General features: G+C 51.8%; 7 protein-coding genes. All 7 read left to right on the top strand.

Annotation, left to right across the window (positions count from 1 at the left end; translation table 11 throughout):
- Nucleotides 1-37: 37 nt before the first annotated feature.
- The 7 genes from B9Y77_RS10825 to B9Y77_RS10795 all read left to right on the top strand — a co-directional run bounded on the left by B9Y77_RS10825 (nt 38) and on the right by B9Y77_RS10795 (nt 13,248).
- The gene (locus B9Y77_RS10825) at nt 38-1,228 is read left to right on the top strand and encodes an FKBP-type peptidyl-prolyl cis-trans isomerase (RefSeq protein WP_085491635.1); all 1,191 of its coding nucleotides are present in this window, start codon (nt 38-40) and stop codon (nt 1,226-1,228) included.
- Nucleotides 1,229-1,370: 142 nt separating this feature from the next.
- Nucleotides 1,371-2,237: a DUF4423 domain-containing protein gene (locus B9Y77_RS10820; protein ID WP_073424853.1), complete on the top strand. Its 867-nt coding sequence runs from the start codon at nt 1,371-1,373 to the stop codon at nt 2,235-2,237.
- Nucleotides 2,234-3,454, top strand: coding sequence for a hypothetical protein (locus B9Y77_RS10815; RefSeq protein WP_085491634.1), 1,221 nt, complete (start codon nt 2,234-2,236; stop codon nt 3,452-3,454). The genes B9Y77_RS10820 and B9Y77_RS10815 overlap by 4 nt, the downstream gene beginning before the upstream one ends.
- Before the next feature lie 121 nt (nt 3,455-3,575).
- Nucleotides 3,576-5,810: a carbohydrate-binding protein gene (locus tag B9Y77_RS10810; protein ID WP_085491633.1), complete on the top strand. Its 2,235-nt coding sequence runs from the start codon at nt 3,576-3,578 to the stop codon at nt 5,808-5,810.
- 189 nt (nt 5,811-5,999) lie between these two features.
- Nucleotides 6,000-8,225: a carbohydrate-binding protein gene (locus B9Y77_RS10805; RefSeq protein ID WP_085491632.1), complete on the top strand. Its 2,226-nt coding sequence runs from the start codon at nt 6,000-6,002 to the stop codon at nt 8,223-8,225.
- A 157-nt stretch (nt 8,226-8,382) separates the two neighbouring features.
- Entirely contained in the window at nt 8,383-10,575 is a 2,193-nt protein-coding gene (locus tag B9Y77_RS10800; RefSeq protein ID WP_085491631.1) for a carbohydrate-binding protein, read from the top strand.
- A 600-nt stretch (nt 10,576-11,175) separates the two neighbouring features.
- Nucleotides 11,176-13,248 (top strand): carbohydrate-binding protein, encoded by a 2,073-nt coding sequence (locus B9Y77_RS10795; RefSeq protein WP_085491630.1) that lies wholly within the window; start codon nt 11,176-11,178, stop codon nt 13,246-13,248.
- Nucleotides 13,249-13,308: the final 60 nt, after the last annotated feature.

The raw sequence follows: 13,308 nt of genomic DNA, 5'->3' as shown, positions 1-13,308 counted from the left end.
AAACTAGCATTTTCTATTTTATAAGGCAGGAGATATTATGTCAAAATTAAAGTTTTTTCTTGTGTTGCTTGCTTGTAGTGCTGCTTGGGCCGTCCCGTTTAAGGTTGAAACGCTCAAGGAGGGCGCAGGAGAGACTATTCGAGCAGGTCAGTTGATTAAGGTTCATTATAAAGGTTACTTGGCTGTCGATAGCGCTACAGTGAACAAGGCGGCGACGGATTCCACGGTCGAAGCTCCTTATTTTGCAAATTCCTACTATAGCGAACAGCCGCTGGAATTCACGGTTGGCGTGGGTCAGGTGATTGAAGGCTGGGACAAGGGCCTTGTCGGCATGAAGATTGGCGAAGTCCGCAAGCTCTCGGTGCCGTCCGTGATGGCTTATGGCGACAACTCTCTCGAAGGCATTCCGCCTAATAGCGACTTGATGTTCGTCGTTGAACTTGTCCATGCCGAAAAGCCGCTCGAAGCAGATAAATTCCCTGCTGATGTAGATAAATTAAAATGGCGTGATATGGGCCGCGGCCTCAAGGTCTATGACGAAAAGGCGGGCAGTGGCAAGCTGAACGCTGCAGGTAACGTAATAAAGGTTCATTACACGGGCTGGCTCCTCTCTGGCCGCAAGTTCGGTAGCTCCAAGGATTTGGGCAAGCCGCTCGAAGCTGTGATGGGCGCCGGCAAGATGATCAAGGGCTGGGAAACGGGCCTTGAAGGGATGCGCGAAGGTGGCGTCCGCTGGCTGCGCGTGTCGCCGGCAATGGGCTATGGCGCTACGGCATTCTCGATGATTCCGCCGAACTCCACGCTTTTGTTCCGCGTCGAGATGGTCTCTAGCGATGTGGATCCGGAACTGGCAAAGCACATGGACTTCTTCCCGGATACGACGCTCCTCAAGTATGAAAACGGTCCGGAAGGACTCCGCTATGCTATTGTGAAGCAGGGCGAGGGTGAACCGGCTCGTTCTGGGCACCGCGCGATTGTGCATTACACGGGCTGGATGGTGAACGGCTACAAGTTCGACAGCTCCCGCGATCGCGGACAGCCGTTTGCATTTGAACTCGGTGCGGGTAACGTGATCCGTGGCTGGGAACTCGGCGTGCAGGGCATGCTTCCGGGTGAAAAGAGAATTCTCGTGGTGCCGCCTGGCCTTGGCTACGGTAGCCGCGGCGCAGGGCCTATTCCGGGTGGCGCAACGCTCATCTTCGCTGTGGAATACCTCGGGGAAGAATAAGTTTGAAAAGTCCGCCTCCGTGCGGACTTTTTTACTATTGACTAATAACTAATGACCAATGACCTACCCATTGACAAAATATCCATACCAAATGTTTACAGAGTAGGGCATCGGCGGTAAGTTTTAAATATTTTAGATATTGATGGTTACTTTTTCTGACATAGCGGATTACCGCGACTTCTTGAAGGAATTCTACGACAGGCGCAAGGTCGAGATGCCCTTCTACAGCTACCGCATGATGGGTGATAAGCTCGGGCTAGACTCCAGCTATCTCTATCGCGTATTGCAAAAGAAGCAGCACTTGCCTGCTCATGCATTACCTGCGGCAAAGGAAATCCTTGCGCTGAGTGGTCGCGAGGCCGAATACTTCGACCTCCTTTATTCTGCTGCTGTCAGCAAGGATAAGACTAAGCGCGAAGAACTCATGGCGAAGGCACTCTCGCTCCGCGACGTGGAACGCCATTCTTTGCAGGCTGCTGAACTTAAACTCCTCGAAAACTGGTGGATTCCTGCGGTACGCGCCTACCTGGAATTGAACGGTGGCGTTGTAAACGTCAAGCAGATTGCTAAGGATATCTGCCCGCCGATCACTGAGGAACAGGCTCTCGAAGCCATTGAAACTTTGAAGAGCGTCGGTCTCGTGAAGAAGCTTGCATCGGGCAAGCTCGCACTCACCGAAGCCCATTTGACAGTAGGGGGCCCTGAAAAGGCAAAGGCTGTGCGCAATTTCCAGCGCCAGGTGTTGAGCCTTGCGAGCGATGCGCTCGAGAACGTCCCCGTCAATGAACGCAATATTTCTACACTGACCCTTTCTGTGGACCAGTCCTGCTTCGAGGATTTGGGCGACATGTTGAGGGAATTCCGCCGTCTGGTCCAGAAAAGAGTGGACGGAGCCAAGAATCCTGATCGTGTTATGCAGCTTTCTATGGCATTTTACCCGGTTGCCCGTAAAGGAGGGGCGTCGGAAAATACTATAATAGTAGGGGAAGGTGCAGGAGATAAAAAATGATTAAACGGGCGTGGACATATGGGTTGGCGACGTTGGCTCTGTTCAATGTCGCCTGCGATAGCGGTCGTACCGCGGGATCGTCGATGGAAACTGAGAATTCCATCGCGGTGCTTGTTCAATTGGCCGATGGCACGCCTGCTGCACGTATGGACGTTATTGTCCGCCCTGAATCTTATTTGTCTGGTGCATCCGAACTTGGATCGGACTCTCTCTACCAGTTGCACTTCGAAACCGACGAACAGGGCCGCGTTGTCCTGTCCAGTGTTCCGTCTGGCTCTTACGTGATTGAAGCACGTAGCGATTCCCTGAATTTGAAGGGCTTTGAAAAAATTGCCTACGTCGAAGCGGATACGACGACTCCTTTGACAGTCGAAGTTTCGGAACCGACCAAGGTCTCCGGTCGAGTCGGTCTTCCGCAGCTGGTGCGCAGTTCCGCTACGGTCTCTGTGCAGGGCTTGGACTACCAGGTCTCGATGGATTCCACGGGCTACTTTGAATTTGAATCGCTCCCGAACGGCAATGTCGAGATTGTCGCATTCGTGAACGAAGCTGGCGTTGACTCGGTTACGGAATATGGCCGAATTGAAGCAGACGTCGGCGCTGACTCCAGTGAAGGCGCCCTTTACCTCGGCGACTCCGCTTACGTCAAGACGTACTTCGTGTTCGAAGACTTTGAAAATGGCGCCGGCGCGTGGGAAGCTGCGGCATCGCTCAACGCGGAGGTCACCTTTAATATTGAATCGGCAGGTCTTGGTCGCGAAGGCAAGGCCGCCCACTTTATCTGCAAACGCGATTCTGCGGCTCAGTGGGACTGGGCTCTTATCGGTCGTGAACTGGGTGGCTATGTCAACATGAGCAATCTGGATTCTATCCGCTTCTGGGTCCGCGTCTCGACTCCGTCGAGAATTTCGTTCTCGTTCGACAGGTTCGTAAACGATGATTCTGTGACAAGTTCTGACAATATCAAGTCTTGGCGCCATTTCGATGCGGATACGGTCTGGACGCAGTTTACCGTGATTCCGGCGGAACTGGATACGGCTGACAGCAATGGCGGTAACTACGGTTGGGAAGCGGTGAAGGACAGTGTCACAAAGATTGGCATCTTCGGTGCTATGGATACGGAAGTCTGGGTGGACGATATCGAAGTCTTTGGCTACGGTATCTTTGACCCGTACGCCTCGGTTGTGAAGAAGAGCGTTGTCCGGAAAGAAGAGTAGATTTATCCACTATTGACATTTTATCAATGGACCTGCATCGCTTTGCAGGTCTTTTTTTGTTGTTTGGAGGTAGATTAATAATGGATGGATTGGCGGTGTATGCTGGTCCGAAGGAGTGTGTATGAACATGAAACGTTTGGCTGCACTGGGCTTAATTGCTGGCTTTGGTGTAAGTGCGCTTGCTGACAACCCTATTTCTAGCTATCACTATCTGGCGGACCCTTCTTGCGCCTCTGACGGTGATACCTTCTACATCTTGACCGATGTGGATGACTATAACAACCAGACGAACTGGAACTACGATATTGTCGGCCTTTACGCCTTCACGTCTGAAGACATGAAGAACTGGACTGATCACGGCATGATTTTCCGTTCCAGGCGTGAATTCGGGAACTATCCGAACAACACCTGGGCTTCGGGCATTGCCGTGAAAAACGGCAAGGTTTACATTGTTTACCCTGATGGTGCAAGCGGCGTGGGCATGATTACGGCCCCGGCTATCGACGGGCCTTATACCGACCCCGTTAAGGAAACCCATGGTGTCAACAGAATTGCAGGTGGCGGTAGCCTTATCGGAGGTTGCGATGGCATTGCGCATTGCTTTGACCCGGGCATCTTGATTGATGACGACGGCAAGGGTTACGTGATTTTCGGTGGTGGCGAAAGCGGCCAGCGCCCCTACGGCAACAACTTCGACATTATCAGTTTTACCGAAAGCAACGGCAAGATTACTTTCGACAAGAACTCCTTGAAGAAGGTTTCTTTGCCAAACTCCTTCGAAGCTCCTTACTTGCATAAGAAGGGTAGCACCTATTACTTGAGCTTCAACAACCGTAGCCAGGTGATTGACTATGGTATGTCCAACAATATTTGGGGCCCGTATACCTTTGTGGGTACGGTTATTCCGGGCATTGGCTCTGTGCCCGACGCTCACGGCGAAGGCGGCAACAACCACCAGGGCTTTGCTCCGTTCAAGGACAAGTGGTATGCCGTTTACCACGACCGTCGCTTGGTGACTTCTGACAACCACCCGGCTGCAACGACTCAGGCTGGCGTGCGTTCCGAAAATCCGAACTACGAAAACCACAGAAGCGTGTCTATCGACGAACTCACCTGGAATGGCGACAAGATGAACAAGCTCACCTTCACCCGTGAAGGACCGAAGCAGATCAAGAACTTTGACCCGTACAAGACCTACAAGGCAACGACGAGCTCCAAGCAGATGAACATCCGTAGCCGTACGGACTGGACTCAGGGCAAGCCCGTTGTGCATGTGCTCTTGCCACTCACGAGCCGTAGCGAATCTTGGATTCGTGTTTCTGGCGTGGACTTCGGTAAGGGTGCTGAAAACCTCCGCATCAAGGCCGCAAACGTGGGCGAAGGCAACAAGATTGAAATCCATACGGGTAGCGCAAGCGGTACGCTCGCCGGTACTTGCGAACTTGCTAAGACCGCTAATAACAAGACCTTCGTGGATAACGATTGCGCAATGAAGGGCCTCACCGGCGTTGTTGACCAGGTGTTCTTCGTGTTCAAGAACAATGGCAAGGACTCTACCATGGGCGTTTTGGAATGGGAATTCCAGGGTACGAAGCGCGAACCTGAACCGCAGCAGCCGTTTGGCGGCAAGGCTTGGGCAATCCCGGGCAAGATCGAAATGGAAAACTTCGATGAACCGGGCTATGGCGCAGGTAACGATTCTTACGCTGACAACGATTCTGATGACCATGGTGCCGAAAGCAATGGTGGCAAGAGCTACCGCGAAGGCACTGGCGTGGATATCTACAAGAAGGCAACGGGCTATGTCGTCGGTTACAACCAGACCGGTGAATGGCTCGAATACACTGTGGATGTGGCTGCAGAAGGCGACTACACGATGTTTGCTGCTGTGGCTTCTGCCAATGCAACTTCTAGCTTCAAGCTCTCCATCGATGGCGACGATATTACGGAATCTATTGCCGTGCCGAAAAACGATGGCGAAGAAAACTATGACGATTACAGCAAGGTGAAGGCTAATGTGAAGCTCCCGGCAGGGAAGCATATCCTCCGCTTTACCGTGACTGGCGACTGGATGGACATCGACTACATTCAGTTTGCATCTGGCAAGGATGCAAAGGACCCGGATGAAGGTGGCGAAGTGGGTATCCGTCAGATGGTCCGTATGAATGCGTCGGCAGCTACGACTTTCGACGTGTTCGACTTGACGGGCAAGAAGGTGGCAAGCTTCACGGCTCGCAATATGAACGAAGCGAAGAACATTCTGCGTGATGGTTCCCATGCTAAGAAGGTGCAGGGCGTGTGCCTCATCCGCAACCGTAGCACAGGCATGATGGCTAAGGTCCGCATGACGCGCTAGAATCTCCAAGAAACACACATCCGTATAAAAGGGCTTCTCGCAAGAGGGGCCTTTTTTGCATCCAAATTTTTACGGACTCATTGACGTTTTGTCCATAAATCTTTTGGCGTGTTCAGGGCTGTTTTGTTTTTTTGGAGGTACTTTTAGATTGGATGGATTGACGGTGTATGGTCGATCCTAAGGAGTGTTATGAAACTACTTAAGAAAGTAACGATGTTTGGACTCTTGGCGGGCTTTGGAGTAAGCGCGCTTGCCGATAACCCAATTTCTACTTACCACTACTTGGCTGACCCGGGTGCAGCCGCTGACGATGATTACTTCTACATCATCACGGACTCCGATGACCCGGCGCCTGCTAATTCTAACGGTTACAAGATTTACGCCCTTTATGCATTCCGCAGTAGGGATATGCAAAACTGGACCGACTACGGTATTATTTACGATGCCCGCAAGGTAAGTGGCATTAACGACATTTGGGCTTCTGGCATTGCTGTTCATAACGGTACGTTCTATATTGTGTTCCCGGATGGCGGTGGCGGCGGCATTGGCTACATCAAGGCGCCTGCTATTGAAGGTCCTTGGACAAATGCTGTGGGCCAGGGCAAGGATAAGCTTGTTGGTGGCCGTGGCATTATCGGTTGCGATGGCGTTTCCTGGTGCTTTGACCCGGGTATCTTTATCGATGACGACGGAACCACCTACGTGACATGGGGCGGCGGCGAAAGCACTAGCCGTCCAAACACTGATAACTTCGACATTGTCAAGTTGAACGATGCCAAGAACGCCCCGGTGGGCAACGGTTCCCATGTGAAGGTGAACAACTTGCCGACCCGCAAAATGCTCGAAGCTTCTTACATCCACAAGCACAAGGGTACTTACTACTTCTCTTACAGTACTGGCTGGCAGCAGGGCGCTCCGACGATTGACTATGGCACATCTAACAACGTAATGGGTCCTTACACCTGGAAGGGTACGATTCTCGGTGATCCGAGCATGAACGGTCGTAGCATCAACGGCAACAATAACCACCATGGTATTGCCGAATTCAAGGGCCACTCTTATGTTGTCTATCATGACCGCCGTATTGCCAAGGGCCATAACGGCCTGGAAATTATTCCGGCCGATGACGGTCAGCCGAAACCGAACGAAGGCTATCACCGTAGCGTTTCCGTAGACGAAATGTTCTACAATGCTGACGGCACCATTCAGACGGTGAAGGTGACGGATGAAGGTCCGGCACAGATTGAAAACTTTGACCCGTACGATTGGTATCCGGCACTCACGAGCTCCAAGCAGAAGGGCGTTCGTAGCCGTTCGAATTTTGTGCAGGGCAAGGCCGCCGATCATGTGTTGCTCCCGCTTTCGAGCAAGGAATCTTGGCTCCGCGTTTCGGGTGTTGATTTTGGTACGGCTGCAACGGGCTTCACAGTCGAAGCTGCAAGCGCTGCCGATAACAACAAGATTGAAATCCGCACTGGTTCTGCAACGGGTACGCTTGCTGGTACTTGCACGCTCAAGAATACTGGCAACAAGAATACCTATGCCGAAAACAAGTGCGAAGTTGAAGGCCTCAAGGGCATTGTAAAGCAATTGTTCCTCGTGTTCAAGGGCGACAGGGACTCTACCATGGCTATCAAGGCATGGGGCTTCGAAGGCAGTGGCACGACTCCTCCGGAACCGCAGAAGCCGTTTAGCGGCAAGGCTTGGGATATTCCGGGCAAGATTGAAATGGAAAACTTCGACATTCCGGGCTCTGGCCGCGGTAGCGAAATCAAGTCCTACAGCGAAAACGATTCCGAAGATCACGGTGCCGAAAGCAACGGCGGCAAGAGCTACCGCGAAGACACTGGCGTGGATATCTACAAGAAGGCTACTGGCTATGTCGTGGGCTATAACCAGTCTGGTGAATGGCTCGAATATACCGTGAATGTCAAGGATGATGGCGACTACACGATGTTTGCTTCTGTGGCAACGGATAATTCTACGGCTAGCTTTACGCTTTCCATTGATGGCAAGTCTGTTGCTGAAGTTCCGGTTGCTGGCGATAGCTGGGATGACTTTATCAAGGTCAAGGCTAACGTGACGCTCCCGGCCGGCGAACATATCCTCCGTTTTGCTGTTACGGGCGACTGGTTCGATATCGACTATATGACGTTTGCTAAAGGCAAGGACGCTAAGGATCCGGACGACGAAACAATTGGTATCAAGGGCTTCAGGGTGCTTGGTGCCGATGCAGTCGCAAACTTCGACGTGTTCGATTTGACCGGCAAGAAGGTTTCTAGCTTCACGGCCCGCAATATCCACGAAGCGAAGAAGCTCTGGCGCGAAAATCCGCAGTCCAGGAACGTGCAGGGCGTTTGCATCATCCGTAACCGTCACAACGGCGCGGTGGCAAGAGTTCGCACCACTCGCTAAGGATGTCATGCCCGACTTGATCGGGCATCTCCTTTTAGTAACTATTGACTTTTTGTCCATGAGACCTACGATTTTTCGTGGGTCTTTTGGCGTTTCTGAGGGTAGTTTTATAAAAAACGGGATGGCGGTGTGTTTGGTCGATCCCAAGGAGTGAACAATGAGATTACTGAAACGTTTAACGATGGCAGGCTTGCTCGCCGGTTTTGGTGTGGGAGCACTTGCCGATAACCCGATTTCGGCTTACCATTACTTGGCCGACCCGGGTGCCGCTGCCGATGATACTTATTTCTATGTCATAACCGACTCGGATGACCCTGCTGCATCGAATGCCAATGGCTATAATATCAAGGCCCTTTACGGTTTCCGCACGAAGGATATGAAGAACTGGACCGACTTCGGTATCATTTACGATGCCCGCAAGGTCGATGGCATTGGCGATATCTGGGCGTCTGGCATTGCGGTGAACCCGAATGACCACAGACTTTACATTGTGTTCCCGGATGGCGGTGGCGGCGGTATCGGCCTTATCGGTGCCGACAGTATTGCAGGTCCGTGGACAAACCCGGTCTCTGGCAACAAGAAACTCATCAACAATTGGGGTGGCGGTCTTGCCGACTGCGACGGCATTGGCTGGTGTTTTGACCCGGCAATCTTCTTCGATGACGATGGCCAAGGCTATTTCACGTTTGGCGGTGGTGAAAGCAATAGCCGCCCGGCAGCCAACAATAACAACAATATCTTCAATATCTACAAGTTGAACAAGGATATGAAGGGCTTCGATGTAGGCTCCAAGACCCAATTGAAGATTGGTGGCCCGAAGGCGATGGAAGCCTCTTACATCCACAAGTATAAGGGTAATTACTATCTCTCTTACAGTACGGCGGATTTGCGCATTGCATACGGCATGTCCAAGAACCCGATGGGTCCTTACGAATACAAGGGTATCTTCATGGGGAACCCGAACATTGGCGGTCAGAACATCAACGCCAACAACAATAACCACCATGGCATTGCCGAATTCAAGGGCCACTGGTATGTCGCTTATCATGACCGCCGCATTGCAAATGGTTACGAAGGCTTGGAAAAAATCCCGGCCGATGATGGTCGCCCGAATCCGGTGCCGGCATTCCACCGCAGCGTGAGTGTTGACGAGTTTTTCTACAACGGTGACGGTACCATGAAGGAACTGACCTTCACGAAGGAAGGCCCGAAGCAGATTGAAAACTTCGATCCGTATGACTGGTATCCGGCTTTGACGAGTTCCAAGCAGAAAGGCATCCGCAGCCGTTCGAACTGGACTCCGGGCAAGGTTGCAGAACACCTCTTGCTCCCGCTTTCCACGAAGGAATCCTGGATTCGCGTGAGTGGCGTGGACTTTGGTACGGCGGCAACGGGCTTTGTGGTTCAGGCGGCAAGCGCTGCTGATGGCAACAAGATTGAAATTCATTCGGGCTCTGCTACAGGTACGCTCGCTGGCACTTGTACGCTCAAGAATACCGGCAACAAGAACACTTTTGCAGAAAATTCCTGCGAAGTGACCGGCCTCAAGGGCATCGTAGATGAAATTTTCCTCGTGTTCAAGGGCTCTCAGGACTCCACCATGGCAATTAAGGCATGGGGCTTTGAAGGTAGCGGCACGACTCCTCCGGAACCGCAGAAACCGTATGGCGAAAAGGCTGTGACGCTTCCGGCAAAGATTGAAGCTGAACATTATGACATCCCGGGCGTTGGCCGCGGTGGCGATGTGGATTCTTACAGCGATAACGAAAAGGCAAACCAGGGCGATGCCAAGTTCCGCGAAGACCAGGGCGTTGACATTGTCGAAGGTGGTACGGGCATGGCGATTGGCTATACCGCTTCTGGCGAATGGCTCGAATACACGGTCGAAGTTCCGGAAGATGGCGATTATGCGATTAAGGCCTCGGCTTCTACTGGCATGGAAAGCGCAAGCTTCTGTTTCTTGGCCGACGGAAAGGCTGTTGGCGACACCATTACGGTTCCGCAGACTGGCGAGGACTGGAGCGTTTATAAGGAATTCGAAGGTGGCAAGGCGAAACTTACCAAGGGCACGCACGTGATTCGTCTCGTGATTACGGGCGACAACGTGAACGTGGACTGGTTCTCTCTCGGCGAAGTGAGCGAAGTGGGTCTCAAGCCTGCTGTGAAGTTCCAGGCTAATGCTTCTCGCGTCTACCGCGTGTATAGCGTGAGCGGCAAAATGCTCGGCACTGTGGATCTCGCCGGAAAGAAGGCTGGCGAAGCCCTCCAGAGTGCAGGATTCACTAAGGGCGTTTACATGCTCAAGAGCGTTGACGGTCACAAGACTTTCATGACCTCTGTTGCAAGATAATTCAACCTCTGTCACCTAGGAACGTGACGCTCTGTCATCCTGATGCCTAAACACACTGTCATCTTGGAGCGTAGCGATAGGATCCAAACATTACAAAAAGAGAAGCTCGCGTGCTTCTCTTTTTTCGTTGCGATTCGTTACCAAAATGTCAATGATAAAAATTTGGGAAAATGTGTTTTTCGGTGGTGGGAAACCTAAATTTTAAGGTGGAAAGTCTTGCAATCTTGCAAGGGAGTTTATGGGATGTTGAATGAGAGACTAAAGCGGTTTGCTTTAGCGTAATTTTCAAGATTCCCCAAAAGGTCCTCCTAAACCACACACCCTAATGGCGCTGAATGGTGCCATTACGCCTCGGGACGAACGTTCCGAGGTGTTTGTGCTTTCGCTACGCTCAAGCACCAAATGCTGGCCTCGGTCATGTCCAAGCAAGCTTGGCCGCGACGCTCGGCCTACGCATTTGTTTATTTTGCGGCTGCGGCATTGTAAACCTCATTACCAAATTGACAATGGAAAATTATTCTGGGGGTGTAAAATGATTGCGCGATGGGTATAAATTTAAATTACGAAGAAATATGGGATTACTTTTTTAGGAGATTTACTATGAAGCGCATGGGTGAAGTCTTGAAGGCTGCCGCTTACGGTTTGGTTTTTGCTATACCTGCTTTTGCCTCGACGGTCAACGTTGACGTGACCGAAGAACACCAGGTGATTCGCGGTTTTGGTGGCATGGTGCACAACCAGTGGCAGGGCGGTGGCGGCCTTTCCGAAGCAGATGCCAAGCTTGCTTTTGGTACGGGCGATGGCACAATCGGCCTCAACACGCTCCGTATTCCGGTTTACGCCAATTCCAATGACTTCAACAAGGAAGTTCAGGCCGCAAAGTATGCCAAAAAGTACGCCGGCGATGACTTTATCCTTTATGCGACTCCGTGGACATCGCCGTACGCAGGGGCGAACCAGCACATGGCTTCTTCGAATTACCAGAAGTATGTGGACCACCTGAATAACTTTAACGATTACATGAAGAACCAGGGCGTTCCCCTGTACGCCATCTCCATCAGTAACGAACCGGACTGGTGCGGTGAATGGGCCTGCTGGAGTGCAGACGAAATCTACAACTTCACCAAGGGCTATGCCGACAAGATGCGCAAGAATGGCGCGAAGGTGATTTCTACAGAATCCTTCCGTTATGACAAGAACCTCTACAATAAGGTCTTGAACGATGCCAATGCCCTCAAGAACTGGGACATTCTCGGCGCGCATTTTTACGCGAGTGACCGAAGGACTGGAGACAACTTCTTCCAGTACAGCCTTGCTGACCAGAAAAAAGTCGAACGCTGGATGACGGAACACTATACCGAAAGCCAGGGAAGCGGTAACTACTGGCGCACGATTACGAATACGGGTGACCAGGCGAACGCCAACAAGCGCGATACCGTGAACGCCATGGACGTAGCTTACGAAATCCACCGCGCCATGGTCGTGGGCAATTTCAATCAGTACACCTGGTGGTACATCCGTCGTTGCTACGGCCTCATCATGGAAAAGGACTTTGGCAACAAGCTCCAGATTCCGCAGAACGAAATCGGCAAGATTTCTAAGCGCGGTTACGTGATGAGCCAGTTTGCGCGCTTTGTCCGCCCGGGTGCTGTCCGCGTGGGCGCTACAGCAAACCCCGAAAAGGAAGTCTTTGCAAGTGCATACAAGAGCAAAGATGGCGATAGCGTTATCGTGGTGCTCGTGAACCGCGACTACAAGAATAGCAAGACTGTGACCGTCAATGTGAAGGGTGCCGATGTCCAGACATTCCATGTGTACACGACAAGTGAAGCGAAAAATGCAAAGTACGAAGGTGAAGTCGAAGTCAAGAATGGCTCCGTGACGATTACCATGGATGCCGGCAATTCAAGCAACAAGGACTGCATTGTGACACTCGTGGGCAGTGGCACTCCGGCAGATCCTGTACCTCGCGAACCGTTTGGTGGCAAGGTCGCTGAAATCCCGGGCAAAATCGAAGCCGAAAACTTTGACGTTCCGGGTACGGGCAAGGGCAACAAGTCTTATAGCGAAAACGATTCCGAAGACCGTGGCGAAACGAACTACCGCGAAGGCACGGGTGTCGATATTTACAAGAAGGCTACTGGCTATGTGGTCGGCTATAACGAAGAAGGCGAATGGCTCGAATACTCCGTGAATGTGAAGGAAGCTGGCGACTACACGATGTTTGCTTCTGTCGCTACGAGTAATTCGACGTCTGGTTTCTCGCTCTCCTTGGATGGAAAAACTCTTGTAGAAAATGTCGCACTTTCGGGAACGAGCTTCGATGACTTTGTGAAGGTCAAGGCCAACGTAACGCTCCCGGCTGGCGAACATATTCTCCGCATGACGGTGACGGGTTCCTGGTTCGATATCGACTACTTCAACTTTGCAAAGGGCAAGGACGCCGCCGATCCGGACGATAAGACAATTGGTTTGCGCGGTGCTAATTTCCGCTTGCCGACTGAAGCCGAAAATTACAGTGTCTTTGACGTGAACGGCGTGCTCGTGGGCAAGTTCATGGCTACGACCAAGGCCGATGTCCAGCGCATGACCAAGAGCGTGGTGCGTCAGAATGGCATTTACTTTGTGAAGTCGCTGGGTGGCAAATCCTACCGCATTTTTGTGGCTAAATAATTTCATATTCCTAAAAACGGGAGCCGAGCAATTGGCTCCTGTTTTTTTAAGAGTTTGTTA

The organism is Fibrobacter sp. UWB13 (assembly GCF_900177805.1).
Lineage (GTDB): Bacteria > Fibrobacterota > Fibrobacteria > Fibrobacterales > Fibrobacteraceae > Fibrobacter.
This window is presented reverse-complemented; position numbering and strand designations above follow the sequence as displayed.

What these genes read in the sequence shown, in the direction of transcription:
- B9Y77_RS10820 (WP_073424853.1), top strand. Translation starts at nt 1,371, where the DNA reads ATGGTTACTTTTTCTGACATAGCGGATTACCGCGACTTCTTGAAGGAA.
- B9Y77_RS10805 (WP_085491632.1), top strand. Translation starts at nt 6,000, where the DNA reads ATGAAACTACTTAAGAAAGTAACGATGTTTGGACTCTTGGCGGGCTTT.
- B9Y77_RS10815 (WP_085491634.1), top strand. Translation starts at nt 2,234, where the DNA reads ATGATTAAACGGGCGTGGACATATGGGTTGGCGACGTTGGCTCTGTTC.
- B9Y77_RS10795 (WP_085491630.1), top strand. Translation starts at nt 11,176, where the DNA reads ATGAAGCGCATGGGTGAAGTCTTGAAGGCTGCCGCTTACGGTTTGGTT.
- B9Y77_RS10825 (WP_085491635.1), top strand. Translation starts at nt 38, where the DNA reads ATGTCAAAATTAAAGTTTTTTCTTGTGTTGCTTGCTTGTAGTGCTGCT.
- B9Y77_RS10810 (WP_085491633.1), top strand. Translation starts at nt 3,576, where the DNA reads ATGAACATGAAACGTTTGGCTGCACTGGGCTTAATTGCTGGCTTTGGT.
- B9Y77_RS10800 (WP_085491631.1), top strand. Translation starts at nt 8,383, where the DNA reads ATGAGATTACTGAAACGTTTAACGATGGCAGGCTTGCTCGCCGGTTTT.